Source organism: Cobetia sp. 5-11-6-3 (genome assembly GCF_013374055.1).
Taxonomy (GTDB): Bacteria; Pseudomonadota; Gammaproteobacteria; order Pseudomonadales; family Halomonadaceae; genus Cobetia; species Cobetia marina.
On the sequence record NZ_BLWJ01000007.1, the window covers coordinates 42917 to 69305 of the forward strand.

Sequence of the window (26389 nt, forward strand, 5' to 3'; positions counted from 1 at the left end):
GCACATGACAACGGGACGCCTTGGCGTCCCGTTGTCGTTTCCAGAGCCGGAATATCCTCGCCAGGGCTGCAGTCGGACTATACAAGTGCGGATCGCACAGGTTTGATAAGACATGCGCACCACTACAACAAAGACCGTCGAGACCCTGGCCCATGAACCTCAACCGCACCGACAGTGAGCTGCTCAACCTGCTGATCAAGGACGGCCGCATGTCCTATGCCGACATCGCCCGCAAGCTGGGCATCTCGCGTGCTCACGCCCGCTCACGCGTCCAGGCATTGGTCGAGAGTGGCGTGATCGAGCAGTTCACCGCCGTCATCAACCCGGACAAGCTCGGCAAGGGCATCTCCACCTTCGTGGACCTGACCGTCGCGCCCAGCGCCATCGAGCGCATCGCCGAGGAGCTTTCCGCCTGTGTCGAGGTGGTCAGTCTCTACATCATGAGCGACCTGAAAAGCCTGCACATCCACACCCTCACCGACAGCTACGAAGCCTTCGACAGCTTCGTGCGCGAACATATCTTCAATCGTGACGAGATACTCTCCGTCGACTGCAAGTCGCTGATGACACGCGTCAAGCATCGTCGTGGTGGCGCACGGCTATAAGCACGCGCCGGGGTCGCGAATTAAGTGCATGCGACCCAACCCACGCAGCAAGCGCATGGTGAACCACAGAAAGCCCAGCGGGAACAGCACCGTCTGGGTGATGAACAGCATGGTGAGGTCGATCACCTTGTCGGTCATGGCATCAAAGCCCTCGGTGACACTGGTGATCGGCCCACCGACCCAGCCTTCCATGCTGCCCTTGAACTGCTGCCACCAGCTGCGCTCTTCGTGCTCGCCTCCCACCTGCTTGTCCGCCACTTCCGCCAGCTGCTGCTGCGTCACGCTCAGCTGCGCCATCTGCGCATCTCGGCTGTCATCGAGAAAGGCCTGACCTGCCGCACCACTGGCCAGCGCGACACTGAGCACGGCAAAGCGCAGCGCGATGCCCCATAGCGCCAGGCGCACGAGTGCCTGCTGCCACCAGGGAGGGACGCGCCCGGCTTCGCTGTCTGCCCGCCTGCCCTCGGCCAGCAGGCCGAACACCGCCAGCAGGCAGGCCACGGTGGTCATGCTCTTGATGATCACGGAACCGGAGATGCCCAGCAGCAATTTCTGCAGCGCCAATGAGCCGGTGGCCGCGAACATCACCCACGAGAAGCGCTCGATCATGTCATTGGCGGGGTCCAGCGCCTCCCCGGGCGAGACCTGAAATACCTGCAGGTCGATGGTCGAGGACTGCAGCACCGAGATGGTCGCGTTCAGGCCCTTGGCGATGGCGAAGGCACTGAAGGCCTGCCCCAGGGTGGCATCGATGACATCGCGTGCCCACTGCTGGGGCAACTCCCACCAGGCAAGCACTGCCATTACCAGCAGGATGGCGATTAGGAAGGCGCGGGGTATTCGCGCGTCAGTGGGTGCGCCGGGGGCGGCAGGCAGGCGCACGCCAGCATGTCTCGCGAAAGGCGTGGAGGAGACGGCAGACGTGGCCGGCGTGGGAGAAGCGGAATCGTCAGAATCATGAGGTGACATGCAAGGCTCCAACAGGGCAAAGCCGCATGATGCCACCGGGCTTGCTGACTGTCGTCATCGCCCGGCAATCACCGGCCCCATTCATGTCCCTGTCGGCTCGCTCCGCCCAGCTCTCTCTTCTCCCTGCCCCCCCGTCCCTATCAGCCCACGCACCGCTCAGCCCTCTCGTGCCAAGCCCTTTCCTGACAGCCTCGCTCAGAGGCAATGCACCGCGATGACTCAAGCGCACCACAATGCGGCAAGCATGACAATTGATCATCACCACCCCACATTCGCGAGCCAGATGTCACCTTCCGTGATGCTATCGATGAACAAATGCCGCGATTGGCGTGATCTTCTGACATTTGTCAGGCACTGAACTCCGCACATCAGCGGCTCCACGGTCTCACATGTGCAACTCCGGAGACGCATGCGCGCATTCTCAACGGAAAACAGCGCCCTAATCTTGCACGTAGTTAATTGAAATAATTGGGAAAATTTCTCAGGCGGCGAAATGGCACACGGCTTGCAGAGTCATCCCCGTAGCGCGATGACAAATGACAGCCTCAAAACTGACAAATGAAAGACATCGCTACTCAAGAGCATGCAGAAACACCGACACAACAAGATCGCTGACCTCGATGTCAGCACGCCGTACAGGCTCCCCTTGCCGCATCCGCACATCCACCGCCGCAGGGGCACTACTGGTCATCCGTCCGCAGGAGAACCTCCCATGACATTCGATCGTCGCAAGTTCCTGGGTGCCGCTCTGGCAACCTCAACCGCTGGACTCGTGATGGGTGCGCCCGCCATCGTGCGCGCGGAATCCAGCAAGACCTATCAATGGAAGATGACCAATGCCTACGGCCCGGGATCGCCCTTCTATGTCGAGGGCCCCGGTAGCCCGACCGACTTCTGCCGCAAGGTGGAAGCCATGTCGGGCGGGCGCATGAAGATCCAGCACTTTGCGGCCGGTGAGCTGATTCCGGCACTGGAAGGCTTCAATGCCGTCGCCAGTGGCGTGGTGGAGATGAACGCCGGCAATGCCTATTTCTGGGCCGGCAAGATTCCCGCTGCCCAGTACTTCACTACCGTCCCCTTCGGCATGAATACCCAGGGCATGAATGCCTGGCTGTATCACGGTGGCGGCCTGGAGCTGTGGCATGAGCTGTACGCCCCCAAGGGACTGATCGCCTTCCCGATGGGCAATACCGGCGTGCAGATGACCGGCTGGTTCCGCAAGCCGATCAACACGGTGGAGGACTTGAAAGGCCTGAAGATGCGTATCCCGGGGCTTGCCGGCAAGGTCTATGCCGAGCTGGGCGTCGCCGTGCGCCTGTTGCCGGGCGGCGAGATATTCCCGGCGCTGGAACGCGGTGTCATCGATGCCGCCGAATTCGTCGGGCCCTATCAGGACCGCCGTCTGGGGCTTCAGAAGGCTGCCAAGTACTACTACACCACCGGCTGGCATGAGCCGACCAACGTCACAGAACTGATGATCAACAAGGCCGCCTGGGAGAGTCTGCCGGAAGACCTGCAGGCCATCGTCAAGGCCGCCGCTCAGGCGTGCAATGTCGAGAGCCAGGCCTGGTGTGAGTCGGTGAACGCCGAAGCGCTCAATGATCTGGTGGAAAACGAGGGCGTCACCGCTCAGCCGTTGCCCGATTCCGTGGTGGCGCGCCTGAAGGAAGTCACCGAGAAGACGCTGACCGACATGGCGGCCGCCGATCCGGACACTGCACGTGTGCACGAGTCGTTCATGGCCTTCCGCGATCAACACAAGGAATGGGCCGCCGTCAGCGAGAAGACCTTCCTGGCACTCTGACGGCTGACATCGAACCTCCCCCGTGGCGGTACCTGCGGCTCACGTCCCCAGTGCCTGAACGGATCACCGCTGGTGTCATCCCTGCTCCCCCTGTCTACGCCACGGCCTGTCCCGTCGTGGCGTTCGTGAGGTCATGTCATGCTGCATGTCATCCACTGTCTCGAGGGCATCATCGAGCGGCTGGGCATCATTGCCCGTTACTCGCTGTTGGCACTCGTGGTGCTGGTCGCCAGTAACGTGCTGTTGCGTTACTTCTTCAGCATCAGTCCCGTGCCACTCCAGGAATTCGAGTGGCATCTGATTTCCCCCATCGCGCTGCTGGGCATTTCCTATGCCCTCAAGCATCGCGCCGACGTTCGCGTCGATGTCTTCTATGATCGATTCCCCCCCAAGGGGCGTGCGCTGGTGGATCTGCTCGGCGCCCTGATGACCATCGCCATCGGCACGGCCATTGCCTGGCTCGGCCTGAGCTATACCGAGCAGTCGTATCAACTGATGGAAGGCTCACCCGACCCCGGCGGCCTGCCCTATCGCTACCTGCTCAAGGCCTTCATCCCCATCGGTTTCGCCGCGCTTGCCCTGCAGGGCATGGCGGATTGCCTGCGCGCCTTGCTGACATTGACGAACCGCATGCCCGACGCCTCTTCCACCACGTCATCCAACACCAAGGTGCCTTCATGAGTCCGAATGAGTGGATTGCCCTCAGCATGATCGGCGGCTTCCTGATCCTGATGCTGATCGGGATTCCGGTCGCGATCTCATTGGCGGTGGCCGGTTTCGTGGCGGGTCTGGCGGGCTTCGGCCCGCTGCTGTTCAGCCTGATGCCGGCACGTCTCTATGGTGTGGTCACCAATTACACGTTGCTGGCGATACCGCTGTTCGTGTTCATGGGGGTCATGCTCGAGAAATCGCGGGTCGCCGAGGACATGCTCGAGACCATCGGGCGCGCCATGGGTGGCGTGAACGGCGGCATGGGCATCGCGATCATTCTGGTCGGCGTACTGATGGGCGCCTCCACCGGGATCGTCGGTGCGACTGTGGTCACCGTCGGCATGCTGACATTGCCGACCCTGCTGCGCCGCGGCTATCACCCGGGCGTGGCCTCGGCCACCATCTGCGCCTCCGGCACCCTGGGGCAGATCATTCCGCCGAGCCTCGTGTTGATCCTGCTGTCGGAGATTCTCGGCGAATCCGTCGGTACCCTGTTCGCCGCGGCCTTCGTGCCGGGCCTGGCGATCGCGGTCATCTACATCGTCTACCTGCTGGTGCTGGGCTGGTGGAAGCCGGAACTCGTCCCGGCCATTCCAGAAGAGGAGCGCGCCGCCGCTGGCGGCATGAAGGAATTGCTGAGGGATCTGGCGCGCAGCGTGATTCCGCCGCTGATGCTGGTCTTCGCGGTACTGGGCTCGATTCTGGGTGGCGTGGCCGCCCCCACCGAGGCGGCCTCGATGGGCGCACTGGGCAGTCTCGTGATCGCACTGCTGGCGCGGCGCCTCGATTTCCCGATGCTCAAGGCTTGCCTGCACTCGACCCTGACCATCACCGCCATGGTCTATTTCATCCTGTTGTGCGCGCAGCCGTTCTCGCTGGCCTTCCGCGGTCTGGGCGGCGAGAACATGGTGCATGACCTGTTCAATCTGCTGCCGGGGGGAGAACTGGGCGCTCTCATCTTCCTGATGGTGATACTGTTCGTGCTCGGCTTTTTCCTGGAGTGGATCGAGATCAGCTATATCGCACTGCCGATGTTCCTGCCGGTCTTCATCGGCTATGGCACCGACATGGTATGGCTGGGCGTACTGGTGGCGATGAATCTGCAGATGTCATTCCTGACGCCTCCCTTCGGCTGGGCATTGTTCTTCCTCAAGGGGGTCGCGCCACCGGAAGTCACGACACGCCACCTGTATCTCGGCGTACTCCCCTTCGTGGGACTGCAGGCCATGGCCGTCGTGCTGCTGTTCTGCTTCCCGGGTCTTGCCACCGGGCTGCCGGACGCCATCGGCTGGTAACCCGGTCACGATGGCCAGCCTGACAGGCGACTTGACGCCACCAACGGGGCCTGGCCATCACAAGGGCATTGAAAAGATAATTCAGCAACGCGTAATGTCTTGGCTCGCCAACCCGCTCGCACCCCCTCGGAGACAGCGCGAGAGAAAGCGCTCCAGGGAGATGCCTCGACTGCCGATGTCGTCTGTCGGCAACTTTCACCAGCAATGAATGACCCCGCGCCATACGGGTACTACAAGGAAACACCATGGAACTGTTCTCAGCCTATCCACTGCACTGGATTCTCGGTCTGATCGCCGCACTCATCGTCACCGGCATGATTGCCGGCGTGATGGCCGGCTTGCTGGGGGTCGGCGGCGGTATCGTCATCGTGCCCGTGCTCTTTCACCTCTTCAGCCTGCTGGGTGTCGATGAGGCGGTCCGCATGCACCAGGCGGTCGGCACCTCGCTTGCGACCATCATTCCCACCTCGATCATGTCGGCCAGGGCCCACTACGCCAAGGGCAATCTTGACCCGGCGATACTCAAGCGTCTGCTGCCGGGCGTGATCATCGGCGTCATCATCGGCGGCCTGCTGTCCAACCTGTTCAGCGGCGCGGTCCTGATGGGGCTGTTCGCCACCGTCGCCTTCCTCGTGGCGCTCAACATGTTCCGTCGTCAGTCCACCGTGCTGGGCACTGGCCTGCCGGGCCCGCTGGGCAGTGGTGCGCTGGGTACCTTCATCGGTGGCGTCTCGACCCTGATGGGCATCGGCGGCGGCACCCTGAGCGTGCCGACCCTCAGCACCCTGGGCACTCCGATGCACCTGGCCGTGGGCACGGGCGCAGCGCTCGGGCTGGTGATCAGCCTGCCGGGCACCGCCAGCTTCCTGCTCAATGGCATCGGGGAGCCGAACCTGCTGCCGGGCTCCATCGGCTACGTCAATCTGCTCGGTTTCGCCGCCATCGTGCCTGCGACCATGCTGTGTGCGCCGATCGGTGCCAAGCTGGCCCATGCGATGGATGCCGCCAAGCTCAAGAAGGTCTTCGCCATCTTCCTGATGTTCACGGCACTGCGCATGTTCTACGACCTGTTCACCGGCAGCTGATCTCCGCCCTCAGCGCAATGACAACGGCGCAATAGCAACGGCGCAATAACAACAACGGAATCCTCAGGAGCAAGACGCCATGATTCATACCCGACGTGGTTTTGGCGGCGCCTGCGCCGCGCCCCATCATCTGGCGGCGCAAGCGGGCCGCGATATCCTGCGCGATGGTGGCAACGCCATCGAGGCAATGGTCGCGATGGCCGCGACCATCGCCGTGGTCTATCCGCACATGAATGGTATCGGCGGCGATGGCTTCTGGCTGATCAAGCGACCCGGTCTCGCCCCCATCGCCATCGATGCCTGTGGGCCGGCCGCGGCGCTGGCCAGCCGAGAGTTCTACGCCGCGCAAGGCTACGGTGTCGCCGATGACGAGACAGGCGCTCCCCTGGTGAATGGCGACAGCATCCCCACCCGTGGGCCGCTGTCCGCCTTGACGGTGGCCGGGACCATCGGCGGCTGGCAGGAGGCACTGGCCTTCTCGGCAGACACCTCCGACGCCGAGCGCGCGCCATTGCCTCTCGCGACGCTGTTGCGCCAGGCCATCCGCCATGCCAATGACGGGGTCGCGGTCAGCGCCAGCCAGCAAGCCTTGAGCGAGAAGCACCTGGCCGTGCTGTCACGGCAACCCGGGTTTGCGCAGCGCTATCTGGGTCAGAGCGAGTCAGGGGAGCCGATGGCGCTCGAGGAAGGCGCCCGCCTGCGTCAGCCGGCGCTTGCCATGACCCTCGCCCGCCTGGCGGATGCCGGGCTGGACGATTTCTACCGAGGCGAGCTGGCGGCGCACATGGCGCAGGAACTGCAGTCCGCCGGCAGTCCGCTGCGCCTGGAGGACCTCAACGGCTATCGCGCCCAACGCGTCACGCCGCTCAAGGTGCGTCTGCGCGACAGTGAGGTATACAACCTGCCCGCCCCGACCCAGGGTCTGGCGACATTGATGATTCTGGGGCTTTACGATGAATTGAGCGCCAGGCACGGCATCAGCGAAGCGGAGGGCAATACACCGCGTCACCTGCATGCGCTGATCGAGGCCACCAAACGCGCCTTCCTGGTGCGCGACTGCCTGATCACCTCTCCGGACTGCCTCGAGGGCGGGCTGGAAAGCGGCATCGCGACGCAACAGGTACATCTTTCACAGGATGCCCTGACTCAGCAGGCGGCAATGATCGACATGCAGGCCGCCCTGGAATGGCCCCACGAGCCCGCCGAGGGCGACACCATCTGGATGGGCGCCACGGACAGCGAGGGCACTACCGTCAGCTTCATCCAGAGCGTCTACTGGGAGTTCGGCAGTGGCATGGTACTGCCGAGCAGTGGCGTGATGTGGCAGAACCGCGGGCTGGCGTTCGATCTGGCGCCCGACAGACTGCGCAGCCTGGCGCCGGGCCGCAAGCCCTTCCACACCCTCAACCCCTCACTGGCGTGTTTCGATGATGGCCGCGTGATGGCCTTCGGCACCATGGGGGGGGAAGGTCAGCCACAGACTCAGGCGGCTGTCTTCACGCGCATCGCCCGCCACGGCATGTCATTGCAGGCCGCGATCAGTGCTCCACGCTGGCTGCTGGGTCGCACCTGGGGCGATGTCAGCACCAGCCTCAAGCTCGAATCGCGCCTTGAGGGTGACATGGCGGAGGCACTCAGGGAGCTGGGGCATGAAGTAGAGGTGCTGGAAGACGCCTATAGCGATACGCTGGGTCACGCCGGTGCGGTGATGCGTCACCCCGATGGCCAGGTCGAGGCGGCACACGATCCGCGCAGTGATGGTGGTGCAGCGCTGACCTGATGAAATCCGGCCAGCTCAGCGTCACGAGCTGGCCGGGATATTGCTACTCAGATTGATGCTGACAATAGTACGGTTCCCCCCCCCTCCCTCCCCCCGTCAGACCCCGGGGGGCAGGGATGAGACCTCGTCATGACATTAAACTTTCCTTATTCATGATTGAGGAAACCATGAGGCAAACCGCCTGCCTCTGCACAGACGCATCGGATGTTCATTGGCCAGCACGGTATCGACAGGCCATTGGCATCGATAACTCCGACAACAACGACAAAGAGCGACTCACCACAATGACCACAGCTTCCTTCATGACGCCTCGCCGCCTTGTAGCTGCCATCTCGATCGCCGCCTGTTCACTGGCCTATGGCATTCAGGCCAATGCGGCGGATCACCCGGGCGTCAAGATCTACGCGACCGGCGGCACGATAGCGGGCAGTTCAGCCTCCTCCACGGACACCACCAACTACAAATCCGGCAGCATCGGCGTGCAGGCACTGCTGGATGCCGTACCGGAACTGGCAGACGTGGCAGAGGTGACGGGCGAGCAGATCGCCAATACCGGCAGCAGCAACATCGATCAGGAAATCCTGCTAAAGCTGTCGAAATCGATCAATGAGGCGCTGGCCACTGATGCCACACATGGCGTGGTGATCACGCATGGGACCGATACGCTGGAGGAGACCGGCTTCTTCCTGGATCTCACGGTCGAAAGCGACAAACCGGTGGTGATGGTGGGTGCCATGCGTCCGGCGACCGCCATCAGTGCCGATGGCCCCTTCAATCTGCTGGAGGCGGTCACGCTGGCCGCCGATGAAGGCGCGGAGGGTCGTGGGGCGATGATCGTGCTCAACGACCGCATCGGTTCGGCGTATTACACCACCAAGACCAATGCCATCATGATGGACACCTTCAAGGCGACCGAGCAGGGCTATCTGGGTGCCTTCATCAGCGGCAAGCCGCACTTCTACTACACACCGGCAACCCCGACCGACAAGCCACATTTTGACGTGACGTCCCTCGATGGCCTGCCCAAGGTCGATATCATCTACGCCCATCAGGACATGGACCCGGCGCTGTTCACCGCTGCACTCGACAATGGCGCCAAGGGTATCGTGATAGCCGGCAGCGGCAATGGCTCCATTCCGGACACTCTGAAGCCATTGGTGAAGCAGGCGATGGAAGATGGTCTGCCAGTCGTTCGCAGCACGCGTACCGGCAACGGCATCGTGACGGCCAAGGAAGAAGGTATCGGCAGCGGCGCACTCAACCCTCAGAAAGCGCGCATTCTGCTCTCGTTGGCGCTGACCGAAACCGATGACATGGACACCTTGCGCGCCTACTTCGAGTAAGCCATCCACCAGATGGCATGACGCGGCGTGAGAGTGACCCGCAAAGCAACAAGGGACTGCCACGGCAGTCCCTTGTTGCTTTTCCACACTCAGTGATTCATTCAGGCGCGTTGCGCTGCGAGGGGCTGCGCGTGAAGGCGCCGGGGCGCTTCTCACCCTCTTCACTCTCGTGATAGCGCTTGGCCGCATTCGCCCACCAGGCAAGTTGTTCGAAGGCCCGCTCGAGATAGCCGCTCCATTTCTGGGCATCTTGAGTCTCGGTGTAGCTGCCGTCCTCATCGAGCACGTCCTGGGCCCGGGGCACGTGGATCATCGCCGAGACCGGCAGACAGCCCAGCTCCGAGAGGAAGGTGCGCATGTTGACCGCCGCCCGCACGCCGCCCCACTGGCCTGCGGAATAGGTCGCGATCACCGACGGCTTGTAGGAGTAGAGCGAGCTGCCGAAGTGATTCAGGAGATTCGCCAGTGCCGGACTCATGGAATGGTTGTACTCGGGGCTGACCATCACATAGCCATCCGCCGCTTCAATTTGCTGGGCGAGATTGAGCAAGTCCTGCGGGGCATTGCGTTGTGCATAGGAAAACAGCGGCTTGAAGGGGTCCGAGAGGTCGTAATTCAGGGGGTCGATCAACACCGCTTCATGACCACTTTCCTCAAGCTTGGCCATGCAACATCTGGCGACCCGCTCTCCCAGACGTGCGGGGGATGGGGGGGGACTTGTCCGTACCGACCCCAGAAAGACCAGAATCTTGAGCGCCATTGTCAACTCCTTCAAGTGTGTCATGTAAGGTGATTCTGGCAGCGCATCACCCCTGAATCACGCATTCCCACCATGCTCCATTGCCATCTCGGCCGATTGGCAGATTGACCGAAACCCCCTTCGTGGTATCTCGTGATCGGAAGCGACACATCAGACTCGATGTCTTCGCCATTTTCGCCCGTCACCCAAGGCTTACCTCGCGAAGGTGAGATCGCTTTCGACGAATTCCTCGACAGGAAACGATGCGCCACATCACCGTTTCCTCAGCACATCTCCGCCAGCAATGAGCCTTGGGTAGCGTTATGGCATATTCGAGGTTGCGCCATTTCCTTGCTGACGAGGGACGACGATCCCCCCGCCACTGGCAAGGCGGAAAGATGGCTCACGATGGATGACCGCGTTCGCCGAACCACCCAGAATCATGCCATCAACCCAATTTTCGCGACATTTTTGCCAATGATATCGCCAAATATCCGACCATGCCCTCTTCGCGCTTCAGTCCTGGCGTGATCCCGCAGGGCGGAGTCTCGCGCAGACCGACATCCGGCTTCCCCCATCATGAACCTGTCATGGCGACGCAACAAACATGCACTAAAACTAATAAAGTGCTAGCTTTACCATCCCACAAGCATGAGATATCTCATCCACCTCAGGAAGCGAGGAGTCAGCAAGGGAATGAAAGACAGTCACGACGTCGCCGTCATCACGCAGTTCACCTCTTCTTTCACGCATCAGACCCATCGAGAGACGGTGTCATTCTTCGGTCGTCGCCATCCACTCTTCCAGCAGGTCCTCAAGCTGCGTGACCAACACCATGGTGTCGCCAAGGCATATCTCAAGAAGCACACGGACCACGATGACGTGATCGACAGCAACAGTCAGCATATCTGCCTGATGGACACACAGCACGATACCTTGCTGGGCAGCATTCGCATCACACCTGGCGGTCTCGAGTCGCGCACCCTCTTTGACGACAGTGATGTCGTTTCCATCCCAGAAGGTGCCATCTATGAATTCAGCCGTCTGGTGATGGCCCCGGAGGCCAAACGTTTCGCCCATGGCAATCTGTTGATGGCTGCAGCGGCACGCCATGTGAAATCCAGAAATGGTGATGGGATTCTGGCGTTGTGCAAGCGCGCCAACATGAAGATCTTCAAGCGCTTCGGTCTGTTGCCGCTTCACGATGCCACGCTAAGGACAGACAAGCATCTGGGAGAGCTCTACATGGTCTACGCCAGCATGGAGACCATCATGCACACGGCCAGACAGCGCTATCCCTCAGCCCCGACAGCGCCGCTGACACCTGAATGTCCGACACCCTCTGCCTCACCCGGGTCTGATGGCGGCAGCGACCGTCTTCCCCAATCGTCCCCGGCGACTACCAGTCGTCAATGAGCCCTCCCATTCAAGCTCGGTGCTTCGCTGACATCACCTGCCTGGCCCTGCCAGCCTGAGACGTATCACAGGACGTCCCTGACGGATTCTCCCTGAGCCCTTGCAGCAGTCGAGGTATTGCACCATTATTGAATGATAATGATTATCATAATCATGAAGATTGGCATGCTGACGACACCCGGTCACAGGAGGGCCTCATGGACCAATGGAAGCGTGAAACCCGCTCAGGCAATGCGTTGTTCGAACAGGGCGACTACGTCATGGCAGAGCAGCACTATCTCAGTGCCTGCCACCTGGCAGACATCTTTCTGATGCCCAGTGCAGACCCGGAAGGCGGCGTCGCGGCGCTGGTGGTGAGCTATCAGAACCTGGCAGAGCTCTATCGCGCCCAAGGGCAGCACCCGCAGGCGATGAGCGCCCTGCAGGCTGCCCATGCCCGCCTCTCCCATGCGCTTTCCGTCCCGGGCCTGTGCCATGCCCACCAGCAAGCCTTGCTGCGCGGCAGTGGCCAGGTGCGAATGGACATCATGAATACCGTGCAATGGCTAGGCGTCTCTCGTCAGCGGACTTATCGGCCAACCCCCGCGCGTCATGCGGCGACGCGGGTCCATCACTGATCCTCACCCCCACAGGAGATATGGCATGAAGAAACCCCTCATCGCGAGTGGACTGCTGCTGTTGACCGCCGCCAATACGGCACTGGCCCACCCGGGACATGACCACAGTGACTGGAGCAGCCCCCTCGTTCACACCCTGTTCTATGGCGCCATCGCAGCCGTCATCGGAACCGCGTTCTTTGTCATTCGTCAGTCGCGTCACAAACGTCACAACACTCAGCAAAAGGAGGATTGAACATGCTTCATGCCCTGCTCCGCACCGTTGACCGACTGGTCTCACTCCCTGCGGCCTCCGCGCACTGTGATATTCCCTGCAAGATCTATGACCCGTCCGCTGCGCAGATCGCCGCACTCAGCGTGATCCGCTTCATGGACCTCATCAATGAGCTGGGCCAGAAGGACAGCCTGACGCTGGCAGACCAGGCCTTGCTCGCCCGTCTGGTGGAGCAGAAGGAAAGCCACGCCGAGAAAGCCAAGCATGAGATCCGCATCATCTGGGGCGACTACATCAAGCAGCCGCAGCGTGACGCCTATCCGGACATCGATGCACTGGTCCACAGCATCATGCTGGCCGGCTCTGCCTGCAAACAGGGCATCGAGCGGGACAAGGGGGAAAAGCTGCTGACCCTCATCAATGAATTCGCCGCGGCGTTCTGGGATACCAAGGGACTCACCACCTTTACCGCCACCTGCCCGTATCCGCCGTCTGAAACTGTCGTCTATCCGAAGCTGGACTGATTCAGCGACATGATGCGCCAAAGAACTGATGAAGAGTGAATTGATCAAGAGTGAACGGATGCCCTTCGGACTCTATCGCGTCAATGGACTCAGCATGTCTCCCGGCCTTGCGCCGGGAGATTATGTCGTCACGCTGAAACGCTGGAAATCGCGCTATCGCGTCGGGGATATCGTGGTGGCACGGCACCCCCACTTCGGCCGCATCATCAAGCGCATACGTGAGATACAACCAGACGGCATGCTATGGCTGGAAGGTACCCATCCGGACAGTACTTCGACTGAAAAGATGGGCTTGCTGTCTTGTCGGCGAGTCAAAGGGCGAGTGATCCACACCTTCTCTCAAGACAATACGTGAGCCTTTCTTTGTCCCTTGCCATGGCTCCCCTGTGATATCCCACCTCTCTGCTCACCCTCACACCACCTTCATCAGCCTCAGCGCGTCATAGATTGCTGCGTGGGTATTGCGGGTCGCGACGGCATCGCCGATGCGGTAGAGCTGGAACTTGCCGTCTGCTGAGCGCTCGGTGTGCTCTGGACTTGGGCCGTCTGCAGGCTGGGCGAGTCCTGCGATCAAGGCGTCGTAGTCCACTGCCCCGCCGTTGCGCGAGTAAGGTTTGAGTTCGAAGTAGAGATCTTCCATCGGGCGGGCGCCGTAGTTGACGACGACCTGATCGACGATTCGCTGATCCGCGTAGGCACCGGTGCCCTTGCCTTGCGCTACGGCGTCATCCAGGTAATCACTGCCGATCTGGGCGATCAACTGGCCCTCCTCACCGCGCGAGACACCGCCGAGGCGATAGGTCGGCGTGAAGGTGACGGCGAGACGTTGCAGGCTGCGCATGTAGGGCACCAGGTTCATGGCCATGATTTCTGGCGCGAAGGTGCGGTCTGGCGTCATCATCTCGAGCCTGGCTCCGGTGTTGGCGATCATCTCGGCGGCCTGGAGTGCGGCGTGGTCTCCCGCATCATCGAACAGCAGCACGTTGCGGCCAGGCGTGACATGGCCGGAGAGAATGTCCCAGCTGGAGACGACCAGCTCACTGCCGACCTGCGGCATGTCTTCCTCGGGGTAGCCGCCCGTGGCGACGATGACGACATCCGGCTGCTCCGCCAGCACGTCCTCGGCCTCGGCGAAGACGTTGTAGCGAATCTCGACGCCCAGCGCCTCGCAGCGACTGATGCGCCAATCGATGATGCCGATCATCTCGCGACGCCGCTCGCTCTGCGCGGTCAGGCGGATCTGGCCACCGGGTTGGTCCGCCGCTTCCAGTACCACCACCTGATGGCCGCGCTCACCGGCGACACGTGCCGCCTCAAGCCCTGCCGGCCCCGCTCCGATGATGACCACCTTCCTGGCGACCTCGCCCGGTGCGATGTCATGCGGCTGCTCCAGCTCACGCCCGGTGGCGGCGTTATGGATGCAGTAGGCCGATCCGCCCTGATAGATGCGATCGAGACAATAGTTGGCCCCGACACAGGGGCGAATATCCTCTTCCTTGCCGGCCAACAGCTTGCGCACGATATGCGGGTCCGCCATGTGGGCACGCGTCATGCCGACCATGTCGACCTTGCCGGTGGCGATGGCATGGCGCGCGGTGGCGATGTCCTGAATCTTGGCACCATGGAAGGTCGGGAAATCCATCGCCTCACGAATCTGTCCCGCGAAGTCCAGATGCGGCGCACTGGCCATGCCCTGAATCGGGATGACATCGGTGAGGCCCGCATCAGTATCGATATGGCCGCGTACCACATTGAGAAAATCGACCTGTCCGCTATCGCGCAGCAGGCGCGAGACCGCAAGGCCATCACTGGCATCCAGACCGCCACTCAGGCATTCATCCCCGGTGTAGCGCACCCCGACGATGAACTCGTTGCCCACCCGGGCACGAATCGCGCTCAACACTTCCATGGTGAAGCGCAGTCGATTCTCGAGACTGCCACCATAGGGCCCCTCCAGGGTGTTGGTCAGTGGTGACCAGAACTGATCCATCAGATGCCCGTAGGCCTGCAGCTCGATACCATCAAGACCCGCCGCTTTCATGCGTTCTGCGGCGTCCGCATAGTCCTGGATCAGGCGCCTGATGTCCCAGTCCTCGACCCGCTTGGGAAAGGCGCGATGAGCCGCCTCGCGACGATGCGACGCCGACACGGCAGGTAGCCAGTCGGCCTTGTCCCAACGCGTACGCCGCCCCAGGTGGGTGAGCTGGATCATCACTGCGGTACCGTGCTCATGGCAGGCATCGGTCAGCTCGCTCAGCCAGGGCACCACCTCATCACGCCAGGCGAGAATATTGTTGAATACCGGCGGACTATCCCGTGCGACCGAGGCGGAGCCTGCTGTCATGGTCAAGGCGATACCGGCGCGCGCACGCTCCTCGTGATAGGCGCGATAACGTGCCTTGGGCATGCCATCTTCGGGATAGGCGGGCTCGTGGGAGGTCATCATCAAGCGATTCTTGAGGGTGAGGTGCTTGAGCGTGAACGGTGTGAGCAGCGGATCCTGAGCCATGCGGCCTCCTGAATGTCAGGTCATGAGACATCGTAAACAGAGATGCCTTGATCGTGTACACATGTGTACATGAGCTGACTATAGCCCTAGAATCCAGATCGTGCGTCGCTGGAAATGGCGTTCTTGTCCCGCTGGCGCAGACAGAATCATCACTGTCGCAGACAGCATGCTCGAGCCACGCCACTCACCCCCGTGCTGGTGTCACGCTTGGATCTTCGAGCCCCCGACGACAGCATCCCCCGCCTGTCAGCCCCTTCAGGAGCCCGCCCATGTCAGAGACCACCGCCACACGACCCGAGAGTGCGAGCGCCAGAACGGAAGGACGTGGCAAGGCCGAGGATTGGCTGGAGGCCGCCTATCAGCAGCTGTTGCTCGGTGGCGTGGACTCGGTACGCGTTCTGACGCTGGCCAAGACATTGGGGCTGTCTCGCACCAGTTTCTACTGGAGCTTCAAGGACCGCGATGCCCTGCTCGCCGCCTTGCTCGCCCGTTGGGATGCCCACAATACCGCCAGGCTGATCGGGCGCTGCGAGCAATACGCCGCCACGGTGGTGGAGGCCATGCTCAATGTCTTCGATTGCTGGCTGGATGAGTCGCTGTTCGACTCTCGCTTTGAGCTGGCGATCCGCAACTGGGGCTTGCAGAACGAGGACGTTGCCGCCGTCGTCGACCAGGCGGATCAGACACGCATTCAGGCACTGACCGCGATGCTGATGCGTCATGGCCAGCCTGAATCCCAGGCCGATGTCCGAGCGCGCACCATCTACCTGACCCAGATCGGCTACCTTTCGATGCGCACCCGGGAAAGCGTCGCGGAGCGCATCGGGCGCGTCGCTGACTATGTGGAAATCTTCGTGGGTGAACCCTGCCAGCCACATGAACTGGCGCGCTTCGCGGCGCGTCATTCAGGCTGAAGGCGTGTCCACCGCGCGCTTGATACGCAGCAGGCCCCCATCGACACATCGTCGATGGGGGCCTGCTAAACGTGCCATGGCGTCGCGGATTGTCCCTCTCGCCCAAGGTGCGCCTATCCGGTTCTCGAGTCAGTCCTCGAGACAGTTCTCGAGTCAGGCGATGATGCCCAAGTCCGGTTCAGAAGGCCTCCCATTCCTCTTCCTCACGCAATCGCGTATCACGCGGCGACTGCGTTGCCCGATGGAACGCCGCACTCTCCTGTCGGGGAGAAGCGTTTGCATCAGACATGTGCGGGTTCGCCCCATCATGCCCGCCAGCCACCTTGAAGCCTGACATCAACGACTCCAGCGACTGTGCCTGGGCACTCATGCTGCGCGCCGCGCCACTGACCTGATTGACCAAGGTGGTGTTCTGCTGGGTCATCGCATCCAGCTCGCTGACCGCCGTATTCACCTGACCGACCCCGGCACTCTGCTCACGGGCACCGGCACTGATCTCGGCGATCATGTCGTTGACACGCTCGACGCTCGACAGAATCTCGGCCATCGCATGACTGGCGTCCTTCACCTGTGCCACACCCTGCTGCGTGTGGGAGATGGACTCATCGATCAGACCGCGAATCTCACGAGAGGCATCGCTGGAGCGTGTCGCCAGCGTTCGCACTTCCTGGGCAACCACCGCGAAGCCACGCCCATGCTCGCCGGCCCGCGCAGCCTCCACCGACGCATTGAGCGCCAGGATATTGGTCTGGAAGGCGATGCCGTCGATCAGGCTGATGATCTCGTTGATGCGTTCGGCAGAGCGATTGATGTCTTCCATGCTCGCCTGCGCCTTGTTCATGTCCTCGTTGCCACGGCGTGCCTGTTCCGAGGTCGAGTTGACCAGCTGGCTGGCCTGCTGAGCGGAATCGGCACTGTGCTGCACGGTCGTGGTGATCTCCTCCATCGAGGCGGAGGTTTCCTGCAGACTCGACGCCGACTGCTCGGTGCGGGCCGACAGCTCCTCGTTGCCCTGGGCGATCTCCCCGGCGGCCTGATTGACGGCAACGGTGGTCGTCCGGACCTGACCGACCACGCGGCTCAGGTCCTCACCGATACTGTTCATGGCGTCCGTCAGCTTGCCGATCTCGTCCTGACGCTGGCTCGTGATGCGCTGGGAAAGATCCCCACGCGCCAGTGCCTGAGCCAGTTTGACCAGGGCATCGAGCGGGCGACTGATCAAGCGACGCTCAAGGAAATAGAGTATGGCGGCCACCGAGAGCGCCAGCAGCAACGCCAGGCCGAAGACCTGATTGCGAAGACGGGTGATGCCAGCGGTCACCTCGTTCTCGTCGATGGTGGTGGCCACGACCCAGTTCCATGCCGGGTAGTGCTGGAAGCGAGTGATGCGTGAGCTGTCCTCGCCTGCCAGGCGATATTCAAACTGGCCACTATCGGCGGCAAACAGCGGCGCCATGGCCGACCGGCCCGCCTCATCCTTGAAGTCCGTCAATGAACGGCCCTGCCACGGCCCCTCGGTCAATACCAGCCCACGTTGCTCAGCCGCCGTGCTGGCCACCAGACTGAAATCCTTGTCATGCAGCTGGATGCTGGTGATGGTGGCGTAGAGCTCATCGATCTGCGCTCCGATATCCACTCCGATGAAGGAGGCTCCGATGACGTTGTCATTGAAGTCGGTGATCGGGCGATAGCGGGTCATGTAGTGATGGCCGGCGAGATAGAGCATGCCGGTATAGGGCTGGCCGGCATTCAGTGCTTCCTTGACCCCACCACTCAGCGTCAGCCCGAGCAGGCTCGAGCCATCCTCGGTCTTGAGCGTGGTGGCAATGCGCACGAAATCATCACCATCGCGCACGAAGAAACTGACCGGGGCTCCGGTGCGCTTGGCAAAATCGGCCAGATAGCCGGATTGATCATTGAGCATGAAACCGGCATTGAGCAGCGCCGGTGCATCTCGCTGACCGATCGGCAGGCGGCGAGTCTCTATCCGCGTGAAATTGTCCGGGATGGTGGCCAGGAACGCATTGAGCATGCGCGTCACGCTGGCCTGCATGGTGGTATCGAACAGTTCGATGGTATTGGTGATCTGTTGCTGCTGCTGGGCAAGGGCACGTTCCGTGCCCTCTTCCACCTGATGCTTGCTGGCGGTGGAGAACACCAGTCCCAGCACGATGAAGGCCACCATCATCAACCCCAGCACCAGCAAGGCCAACTTGCTGCCGACGCTGGCGCGGGCCAGTCGCCTTCTTGTTGTCATCATTGCGCGCGATTCCGATCCGTGAGTGAAGTATCACGACTATCGGCCGAACGCCCCACAACTGTAGCGATGACATGCATGACTGACCCGGCACTCTCTCAGCGTGTCGCCTGCCACCAGTCGTCCAGCATCTGACGCTCGGCATCGGTCATCTGGGTCATGTTGGCCAGCGGCATGCTCTTGTCGACCACCGTGCGCTGGTGGATGCGCAGTGCCTGACGCTGGATGTCCTCCCAGCCATTGAAGGCGACCCCTGCCGCCGGCGCGGTAAGCCCGATCAACGTCGGCGAATCACTGTGACAGCCGGCGCAGCGTTGCTCGACGATATGGCGGACCTTCTCGCGCAGAGCCTCATTCTCTCCCATCACCGCATTGTCAGCGGTGTTGCTGGCCGCCACGGACGGTGAAGACGCGGCGTTTCCGGCCGTTGCCGGAGCGGGCTGAGCGCGTGGTGCACACAGCACGATCACGCCGATCAGCGCCGCTACGGCTCCCACCGGTACCCAACGTCGCTTGACGCCCTTGTGGTGATCCACCGTGGCGATGCGAATCAGCCCCCCCGTCACCAGCAGCAGCAGGATGACGCCGAGACGATAGTCATTGGCGTACAGCAGCGGGTAATGGTTGCTGATCATCATCAGGACCGCCGGCAGCGTGATGAAGGTGTTGTGCACCGAGCGCTGCTTGGCGCGCTGACCGTGGATCGGGTCCGGGGTCTCGCCACGCTGCGCGGCGGCAAGCAGCGCCTTCTGACCCGGGATGATCACGTTGAAGACATTGCCCGCCATGATGCTGCCCATCAGCGCGCCCATCAGCAGGAAGGCGGCGCGCCCGGAGAACAGCTCCGTCGCGAACCAGGCCGCCAGCGTCAGCCAGACACCGACCGCGACGAACAGCGCCGCAGCGCTGCGCTTGAGGGGGCTGCGACACAGCGCCTCGTAGCCCAGCCAGCCTGCGAGGAGCAGTCCCAGTGCGCTACCGACGGCCATGCTGCCGCTCATCTCGAACACGCGCGGATCAATCAGATAGGCCTGCGGCTGCAGCAGGTAGATCAGCGTGAACAGCCCCATCCCGGACAACCAGGTGACATAAGCCTCCCACTTGAACCAGTGGATCTCGCTGGGCAGCGTCTCACTGACGCCGTCATGGCGAAACAGATGGTAGAGGCCACCGCCGTGCACTGCCCAGAGCTCGCCCCCCGGACGACCATCGAGGGCATGACGGGCAGGCTGGCGGCGATTGTCGAGCCAGATGAAGAAGAACGAGGCGCCAATCCAGGCGATACCCGCCATGACATGCAGCCAACGTGTCAGCAGCATTGTCCAATCGAGGAGATATGCGCTCATGCCGGCTCCTTAGCTGCCGCGGTAGACGCTGTAGGCCCACGGAGTGACCAGCAGCGGAATGTGATAGTGGCCGCTGGCCTCCAGCGTGAACTCGACCGGCACCCGCCCGAGCATGCCCTTGCCCATCGGACGCCCGGCAAAGTAGTCCCCTATCTGGAACGTCAGGCGGTAGACGCCGGAGTGATCGTCGTCACTCGATGGCGCGTTCTCCAGCAATGGCGCCTCGACACGGCCATCCTGATTGGTGATGCTTCGGGCAATCTGCTGGAAGTTGCCCTGCGCATCCTGGCGCTCCAGGAGAATGGTGACGCCACTGGCGGCGATGCCTTCAGCCTGGTTGAGCACATGCGTGGTAAGTCTGGGCATGGTCATTTCCTTGTGATGGATAGCGTGTGACATTGACGCGTTGTCCGTGATGCAGCCGCTGATCCGATCAATGATGCATGGCGCTCGGCATGTCACGGCTCAGGGCTTTGGTGGCATTGCACCGCAGGAGTGCACTCGCCTAATCTGACCTGACGGTCAAGGTGCAGGGGACACGTCTCCCTGGCAGACGCACTGCCTCGAGGGCGGGTCCCGGCTTGTCTGGCGGCGGCATGTGCCTTGCAAGCAATGGATTCTTCACGTCTTTTTCTCTTTTCTTCTCTGGAGCAAGGCACATGCCAATCGAAACCCCGATGGAATATCTGGCAATGCTGGACACCCTCAACGCCCTGCCACCAGAAGCGCTTGCTCGTCGTTTGAGCGGCCTCTATGAGCACTCCGACTGGGTAGTGGAACGCGCCGCTGCAGAGCGCCCCTTTGCCAGTACCGAAGCCCTGCTGAGCGCCTGTGCCGAGGCGGTACGCCGAGCAAGCGAGACCGAGCGCCGCCAGTTGATCGACGCCCACCCGGAATTGGCGGCCGGCAAGCTCGAGAGTCTCACGCCCGCCTCTCAAGGCGAACAGCGTGGCGCGGGGCTGGACCAGCTCGATGACGCCACCCGCGAACGCTTCCTCAAGGCCAACGCCGACTATCAGGCCCGTCACGGAATCCCCTTCATCATCTGCGTGAAGGGCCATAGCGCCTCAAGCATCCTCGCCGAACTGGAACGACGCCTGCCGCAATCCACCGAGACGGAATTTCAGGAAGCCCTGAATCAGATCGATGCCATTGCCGCAGTGCGACTGCCGGGCCTGCTGGACGCGAGCTAGGCAGCCGCCCATGCCATCTTCTGGCCGCCGATGATCAACACGAATATCTGGCGGCCACTGCCTCGATGCTGGCAATCAAGGCCGCCAGTGCTCTGGCGACATCCGCCTCCGTCACCGCCTCCGCAGGGTGGTGACTGATGCCCCGCTCACAGCGCAGGAACAGCATGCCCACCGGGCACAGATGACTCACCGCCATGGCGTCATGGCCGGCACCGCTGGGCAGCCGGAAAGGCGCCTGTCCGGTAGCGGCGATACCGAGATCCACTGCCTGCATCAACCCTTCATCACAGGCGACGGCATTCGCGGCGTGGGTCTGCTCACAGCGGAAGGTGACGCCGCGACGCTCGGCGATCTGGTGGGCCTGATGCAGCAGTTCCTCCAGCGCCCGGTCACGCTGTGCATCGTCCAGGGCACGGATATCCAGACTCAACGCCGCGGCGCCGGGAATGACATTCACCGCACCGGGACGCAATTCGCAACACCCCACGGTGGCCACCAGTGAGTGATCCGGCATGTCAGCGCGCTTGCCTGTCTGGACCTCACGCGCCAGGGTCTCGACGGCCAGTGTCCACTCTGCCGCGGCACACAGCGCATCCTGACGCAGTGCCATCGGTGTGGTGCCGGCATGGCCGGCCTGACCGGCGAAGTTGACGGCAAAGCGACGCGCGCCAGCGATACCCGTCACGGTGCCCAGCGCCAGATTCTCGGCTTCCAGCACCGGCCCCTGCTCGATGTGCACTTCCAGATAGCCCAGCGGCGGAGTCGCTTGCAGGCTGGCACTGGCCGCCGATTGCCCCGAGAGCCCGAAGGCGGTCAGCGCCTCCCCCAGGCTGATACCCTCCTCATCTTCCAGAAGCTCCCATCCCGGTTGCCAGCTGCCCGCGATAGCATGGCTGCCGAGCAGGGTCGCGCCGAAGCGCGTGCCTTCCTCATCGCCAAAGCCGACCACCTCGAGCGCAAACGGCAAGTCGGCACCCTCCTGTTCAGCGCGCTGCTGGAAGTGGGTCAGCGCCGCGACGCCCAGAAGCACGCCCAGAATTCCGTCATAACGACCGGCGTCCGGTACGCTGTCCAGATGGGAGCCGATCACCAGCCGTGGCGCCTCGCTCTCGCTGGAGAGCGTTTTCGGGCACCATCGCCCCCACTGATTGCCCGCCCCGTCCTGCCAGCTGTGAAGTCCTGCCGCCTTGAGCCAGGCCGCCGTGGTGGCATTGGCCGCCGCATGCTCAGGCGTCAGATAACGGCGATCGATCCCGCTGTCACTGCGTGAAATCGCCGCCAGGGCATCACAGGCTGCCAGCACGTCCGCCGCGGTTTCCAGCGAGGCGATGCCCGCTGTCGTGCGCGCTCGGGACACATCAATGGTCATGGCCGCTCTCCCGCCGGCTGGTCCTGATGCTCTTGATAAAAGTCCAGCGCCGCGCCGACACCACCGCCGGCGACACACTGGACGCCACCGCGTCGCAGAGTCTGCTCCAGCGCCGCCAGCGTGGTGAGTACCGTGTCGCGACGCGCGTTGTAGCCCATCACGCCGAGGCGCCAGACCTTGCCGTGCAGCGGCCCGAAGCTGGTGCCTATCTCGATGCCGAAATCCTCCAGCATGCTGCGACGCAACCCCTCGCCATCCAGGCCATCCGGAATCCTCACCGCGCTGACGTTGTTCATGCGATGTGCCTGGTCACCGAACAGCGCAAGCCCCAGCCCCTTGAGTCCCTCGACCATCGCCTGACCGTGCAACGCATGTCGCGCGATGGCGTTGTCCATGCCCTCGTTGACCAGCAGTCGCGCACACTCGCGCGCGCCATACAGCATGCTGGTGGCCTCAGTGTGGTGATTGAGGCGCAGCGCTCCCCAGTAATCGAGCACCATGGAAAGATCGAAATAGTTGGAGCGAATACGCGCGCCCGGCTCCGCCAGTCGATCGCCCCCACTGCTGATCCCGGCCTCGACGTGCCGGCGTGCATGCACCACCTCCACCGCACGCGGCGACAGCGTCAGCGGCGAACTGCCAGACGGACCGGCGAGACATTTCTGCAGGCCTGCGGTGACGGCATCCAGTCCCCACTCGTCCGTCTTGAGCGGATTGCCCGCCAGCGAGGCCGTGGCATCGCTGTAGAACAGCACGCCTTCGCGGCGACAGATGGCACCGATCTCCTCGAGCGGTTGGCACATGGTGGTCGAGGTATCGCCCTGTACCAGCGCGAGAAGCGTTGGCTGCACCTCGCGAATGGCGGCTTCGATCTGCTCGGGACGAAAGACCTCGCCCCACTCACATTCCAGCGTGTGCACCTGGGCACCGCAGCGCTCGGCAATCTCGCGCAGCAGATGACCGAAACGGCCGAAGATCGGCACCAGTACACGCTCCCCCGGCTGGATCAACGAGACCAGCACCGCCTCGATCCCGGCCCGCGATGTGCCATCGATCAACAGGGTCGCCGCGTTCCGGGTCTCGAAGACGCCGCGATAGAGCTGCATCGTCTCGTTCATGTAATGCGTCATCGCGGGATCGTACTGGCCGATCAATGGCGCTGACAGCGCACGCAACACACGTGGGTCCGCGTTGATCGGGCCCGGGCCCATCAGGAGGCGCTGCGGGGGGTGAATCTGGTCAGGGATCGGGGTCACGTTCGCTCCTTGTGCATCAGGGCATTGAATGCGGGAAGGTTCGGCGGCTTGCCGAACGCCATGACCAGACTACTGCAACAAGTGCGCCAGAAATCAAAAAATGAAACGGATGTTGAATCCCCAGATCCCACCGGCCTGTCCTGACGAAGACTCGCCAGTCACGTCATGTCGGCCAGACGTCAGGCTCTTCGCTGCTGGGCGGGGTAGCGACAGGTCCCCAAGCGGGATGCTTCAGGAAGCGTGACGAGTAAACGCCCCATCAAGATAACGGGATAACCGTTGAAGCGATCCTCGCCACCTCCCGCTGGCAGTGCATGCCTTGCAGGGAAAGCACCATGAAAGGGCATGCAACGCCTGAATCGGATGCCTGAGCACACCCTTCGTGCGTCCGTTCCCTCCCTCGAGGCTGAACTCACCACATGAGTCTGTTATACAGGAGGTCACCGGAGGGATGAGCGTCAACTCATCTGACCTGATCATCGCTGCTGGAGAGCCACATGACGCTGGAACAACGCCTGGAACGTGCAACGCAATTGGCCAGAGACGCGGGAGAACGCATGGTGAAAGCGCGCGAGGATCAAGGGTTCGCGCACCACTACAAGAAAGGCGATGAGCTGGTCACGGACATCGATGTGGCGATCGACACCTTCCTTGCCGAGGCGCTCGAGGCCGAATTCCCTGAAGATGCACGCCTGACCGAGGAGCTATCGCCCGAGCGCGACGTCATCGGCACCAAGGGAGGCCTGTGGGTGATCGACCCCATCGACGGCACCGTCAACTTTGCTCACGGGCTGCGCCATGTGGCCGTCTCCATCGCCTGGTGCGAGCGTGGCAAGATCCAGATGGGGGTGGTCCACGCGCCCTTCCTCGGCGAGACCTTCACCGCCATTCGCGGCAAGGGAGCCTGGATGAATGGCGAGAGCATCACGGTCAGCGAGACCGAAGACATGAGCCGCGCACTGGTCGCGACCGGCTTTCCCTATAACCGGGACAGCCGTCCTCCCCTGCTCAAACGTCTCTCCGCCATGTTGCTGGTGTGTCAGGATGTCCGGCGCAATGGCAGTGCCGCGCTGGATCTTTGCGATGTCGCCTGCGGCCGCCTGGATGCCTACTATGAGAGCGTCTCTCCCTGGGACTTTGCGGCGGGCCTGCTGATTGCCCGCGAAGCCGGCGCACGTACCGGTCACCTCTATCGTTGCCCGGACGGCATCCCCGAGGAGCTGTATGGCGAGAATATCGTGGTAGCTTCACCGGCCCTGCATGCACCGCTCAAGCGCCTGCTGGAAGATGCCGATGCCAGTTCCGGCCTGCCCGGGCTTTGAGTCACCCTCCCCCACAATGCAAGAAGCCCCGCCAGTGCGGGGCTTCTTGCATTGTGGGCCTCAGTGAGACGCAGGGCATCAATCGCCGAGGTTGCCGCCCTTCTTGCTGCGCTTTGCTCCCGCCTTCCCGGAGGGCTTGCCGGAAGACTTGTCAGAGGGCTTGCCAGAGGGCTTGCCAGACGATTTCGCGGTGGACGACCTGGCTGTCCTGGCCTTGGAGTCGGTGCTGACCTCCAGCTTGTCCGAGGGCTGAGCGGACTGATTGGCAGTGGACGTGCCAGCGGTCGTGCTCGTCTCAGGCATGCTCGCGTCTGCGTCTGCCTTCCCCTCACCAGCTGCCGGCTCCTTGAGCAGCCCGAGGCGCTGGCCGACTTCCTTCCACAACTCTCGGTAGCTTGCCGCCGGAGCACTGTTGCGCGAGAAGACCGGCACCGGCTTGCGCTCGATTCCCATGCGCTCGACGATGCTGGAGTAAGGAATATGCCCACTGAGCTGCAGCGGATGGTCCTGCTTGAGGGACTCCATCACATCCTTGTGCAAGGTCTTGCGACGATCGACCAGCGTGAAGAATGGCCAGACAGGCACATCGAGATCGATCTCGGCCAGATAGGCATTGAGCTGCTCCAGCGTGCGCAGTGACAACACCGTCGGAATCATCGGGACCAGCAGCGTATCAGCGGCCGCGAAGACCTGCTCGGAGAGGGTCGAGATACTCGGGGGGCAATCCAGGATGACGAGGTCGTAATCGTCACGCACCGGCTTCAACACCTTGCGCAGGCGAGAGCGCTTCTCTTCCTCGAGAATGTGATCGAGATTGCGATAGGAGAACTCGGCCGGCAGGACATCCAGATTGCGATAGTCGGTCGCCCGGATCACGCGTGACAGGTCCTGCTTGCCGCTGATCAGCTTCTCGACGCCGCCCTTGAGCTTGGGCTTGGTCCGCACATAGAAAGTCGCGGCGGCTTGAGGGTCAAGATCCCACAACAGCACTCTGAGACCACTGTTGGCAGCGACATACGCGAGGTTGATGGCAGAAGCCGTCTTGCCGACACCGCCCTTGATGCTGTACACCGCCGCGATTTTCATTGCAGATCAACTCCCTGTTTTTCTCAAGGCTACCA

General features: G+C 62.3%; 24 protein-coding genes. 15 read left to right on the forward strand and 9 right to left on the reverse strand.

Annotated features, from left to right (window positions below):
* Positions 1–152: 152 nt before the first annotated feature.
* Positions 153–605 (forward strand): Lrp/AsnC family transcriptional regulator, encoded by a 453-nt coding sequence (locus tag HXS66_RS12400; RefSeq protein ID WP_077376692.1) that lies wholly within the window; start codon positions 153–155, stop codon positions 603–605.
* Here the strand turns inward: HXS66_RS12400 and HXS66_RS12405 are convergent.
* Entirely contained in the window at positions 600–1574 is a 975-nt protein-coding gene (locus tag HXS66_RS12405; protein WP_176503658.1) for a hypothetical protein, read from the reverse strand. The genes HXS66_RS12400 and HXS66_RS12405 overlap by 6 nt on opposite strands.
* Positions 1575–2286: 712 nt before the next feature.
* On the opposite strand from HXS66_RS12405, the gene HXS66_RS12410 reads away from it, so the two are divergent.
* The 6 genes from HXS66_RS12410 (at position 2287) to HXS66_RS12435 (ending at position 9592) form a co-directional block, all read left to right on the forward strand.
* Positions 2287–3378 carry a TRAP transporter substrate-binding protein gene (locus HXS66_RS12410; protein WP_077376697.1) on the forward strand — a complete coding sequence of 364 codons (1092 nt, stop codon included), beginning with the start codon at positions 2287–2289 and terminating at the stop codon, positions 3376–3378.
* Positions 3379–3516: 138 nt separating this feature from the next.
* Positions 3517–4059 carry a TRAP transporter small permease subunit gene (locus HXS66_RS12415; protein ID WP_176503659.1) on the forward strand — a complete coding sequence of 181 codons (543 nt, stop codon included), beginning with the start codon at positions 3517–3519 and terminating at the stop codon, positions 4057–4059.
* Positions 4056–5384: a TRAP transporter large permease subunit gene (locus HXS66_RS12420; protein ID WP_176503660.1), complete on the forward strand. Its 1329-nt coding sequence runs from the start codon at positions 4056–4058 to the stop codon at positions 5382–5384. The genes HXS66_RS12415 and HXS66_RS12420 overlap by 4 nt, the downstream gene beginning before the upstream one ends.
* Before the next feature lie 245 nt (positions 5385–5629).
* A complete protein-coding gene (locus HXS66_RS12425) occupies positions 5630–6469 on the forward strand; it encodes a sulfite exporter TauE/SafE family protein (protein ID WP_054556070.1) in 840 nt (279 codons plus the stop codon).
* A gap of 79 nt (positions 6470–6548) precedes the next feature.
* Complete coding sequence (locus HXS66_RS12430; protein WP_176503661.1) at positions 6549–8249, forward strand: gamma-glutamyltransferase family protein; 1701 nt, start codon at positions 6549–6551, stop codon at positions 8247–8249.
* Positions 8250–8533: 284 nt separating this feature from the next.
* The gene (locus HXS66_RS12435) at positions 8534–9592 is read left to right on the forward strand and encodes a type II asparaginase (protein ID WP_218015178.1); all 1059 of its coding nucleotides are present in this window, start codon (positions 8534–8536) and stop codon (positions 9590–9592) included.
* A gap of 97 nt (positions 9593–9689) precedes the next feature.
* Here HXS66_RS12435 and HXS66_RS12440 read toward each other — a convergent pair whose 3' ends face one another.
* On the reverse strand, positions 9690–10352 hold the full coding sequence (locus HXS66_RS12440) for an NADPH-dependent FMN reductase (protein ID WP_176503662.1): 663 nt from the start codon (positions 10350–10352) through the stop codon (positions 9690–9692).
* Between the two features lie 675 nt (positions 10353–11027).
* Here HXS66_RS12440 and HXS66_RS12445 point away from each other — a divergent pair.
* The 5 genes from HXS66_RS12445 (at position 11028) to HXS66_RS12465 (ending at position 13457) form a co-directional block, all read left to right on the forward strand.
* Positions 11028–11747 carry a hypothetical protein gene (locus HXS66_RS12445; RefSeq protein ID WP_176503663.1) on the forward strand — a complete coding sequence of 240 codons (720 nt, stop codon included), beginning with the start codon at positions 11028–11030 and terminating at the stop codon, positions 11745–11747.
* 197 nt (positions 11748–11944) lie between these two features.
* On the forward strand, positions 11945–12364 hold the full coding sequence (locus tag HXS66_RS12450; protein WP_176503664.1) for a tetratricopeptide repeat protein: 420 nt from the start codon (positions 11945–11947) through the stop codon (positions 12362–12364).
* A 25-nt stretch (positions 12365–12389) separates the two neighbouring features.
* Positions 12390–12599, forward strand: coding sequence for a hypothetical protein (locus HXS66_RS12455; RefSeq protein WP_077376715.1), 210 nt, complete (start codon positions 12390–12392; stop codon positions 12597–12599).
* A gap of 2 nt (positions 12600–12601) precedes the next feature.
* The gene (sodN, locus tag HXS66_RS12460; protein WP_176493247.1) at positions 12602–13102 is read left to right on the forward strand and encodes a superoxide dismutase, Ni; all 501 of its coding nucleotides are present in this window, start codon (positions 12602–12604) and stop codon (positions 13100–13102) included.
* Between the two features lie 28 nt (positions 13103–13130).
* Positions 13131–13457 (forward strand): S26 family signal peptidase, encoded by a 327-nt coding sequence (locus tag HXS66_RS12465; protein WP_176503665.1) that lies wholly within the window; start codon positions 13131–13133, stop codon positions 13455–13457.
* Between the two features lie 57 nt (positions 13458–13514).
* Here HXS66_RS12465 and HXS66_RS12470 read toward each other — a convergent pair whose 3' ends face one another.
* Entirely contained in the window at positions 13515–15611 is a 2097-nt protein-coding gene (locus HXS66_RS12470; protein ID WP_176503666.1) for an NADH:flavin oxidoreductase, read from the reverse strand.
* A 269-nt stretch (positions 15612–15880) separates the two neighbouring features.
* Here HXS66_RS12470 and HXS66_RS12475 point away from each other — a divergent pair, with 269 nt between their 5' ends.
* The gene (locus tag HXS66_RS12475; RefSeq protein ID WP_176503667.1) at positions 15881–16525 is read left to right on the forward strand and encodes a TetR/AcrR family transcriptional regulator; all 645 of its coding nucleotides are present in this window, start codon (positions 15881–15883) and stop codon (positions 16523–16525) included.
* A gap of 178 nt (positions 16526–16703) precedes the next feature.
* Here HXS66_RS12475 and HXS66_RS12480 read toward each other — a convergent pair whose 3' ends face one another.
* The 3 genes from HXS66_RS12480 to uraH all read right to left on the reverse strand — a co-directional run bounded on the left by HXS66_RS12480 (position 16704) and on the right by uraH (position 20494).
* Positions 16704–18785: a Cache 3/Cache 2 fusion domain-containing protein gene (locus HXS66_RS12480; protein WP_176503668.1), complete on the reverse strand. Its 2082-nt coding sequence runs from the start codon at positions 18783–18785 to the stop codon at positions 16704–16706.
* 95 nt (positions 18786–18880) lie between these two features.
* Entirely contained in the window at positions 18881–20128 is a 1248-nt protein-coding gene (locus HXS66_RS12485) for a urate hydroxylase PuuD (RefSeq protein ID WP_176503669.1), read from the reverse strand.
* A gap of 9 nt (positions 20129–20137) precedes the next feature.
* Positions 20138–20494: a hydroxyisourate hydrolase gene (gene uraH / locus HXS66_RS12490; RefSeq protein ID WP_176503670.1), complete on the reverse strand. Its 357-nt coding sequence runs from the start codon at positions 20492–20494 to the stop codon at positions 20138–20140.
* Positions 20495–20787: 293 nt separating this feature from the next.
* Between uraH and uraD the strand changes: the two genes are divergently transcribed.
* The gene (gene uraD / locus HXS66_RS12495) at positions 20788–21321 is read left to right on the forward strand and encodes a 2-oxo-4-hydroxy-4-carboxy-5-ureidoimidazoline decarboxylase (RefSeq protein WP_170877430.1); all 534 of its coding nucleotides are present in this window, start codon (positions 20788–20790) and stop codon (positions 21319–21321) included.
* Between the two features lie 34 nt (positions 21322–21355).
* On the opposite strand, the gene HXS66_RS12500 is transcribed toward uraD, so the two are convergent.
* Both HXS66_RS12500 and HXS66_RS12505 read right to left on the reverse strand, forming a co-directional pair.
* The gene (locus HXS66_RS12500) at positions 21356–22690 is read right to left on the reverse strand and encodes an allantoate amidohydrolase (RefSeq protein ID WP_176503671.1); all 1335 of its coding nucleotides are present in this window, start codon (positions 22688–22690) and stop codon (positions 21356–21358) included.
* Entirely contained in the window at positions 22687–23946 is a 1260-nt protein-coding gene (locus tag HXS66_RS12505; protein ID WP_255303234.1) for an alanine--glyoxylate aminotransferase family protein, read from the reverse strand. The genes HXS66_RS12500 and HXS66_RS12505 overlap by 4 nt, the downstream gene beginning before the upstream one ends.
* Before the next feature lie 497 nt (positions 23947–24443).
* Between HXS66_RS12505 and HXS66_RS12510 the strand changes: the two genes are divergently transcribed.
* Positions 24444–25268, forward strand: coding sequence for an inositol monophosphatase family protein (locus HXS66_RS12510; RefSeq protein ID WP_176503672.1), 825 nt, complete (start codon positions 24444–24446; stop codon positions 25266–25268).
* A gap of 78 nt (positions 25269–25346) precedes the next feature.
* On the opposite strand, the gene HXS66_RS12515 is transcribed toward HXS66_RS12510, so the two are convergent.
* Positions 25347–26354: a ParA family protein gene (locus HXS66_RS12515; RefSeq protein ID WP_218015179.1), complete on the reverse strand. Its 1008-nt coding sequence runs from the start codon at positions 26352–26354 to the stop codon at positions 25347–25349.
* Between the last annotated feature and the right edge of the window lie 35 nt (positions 26355–26389).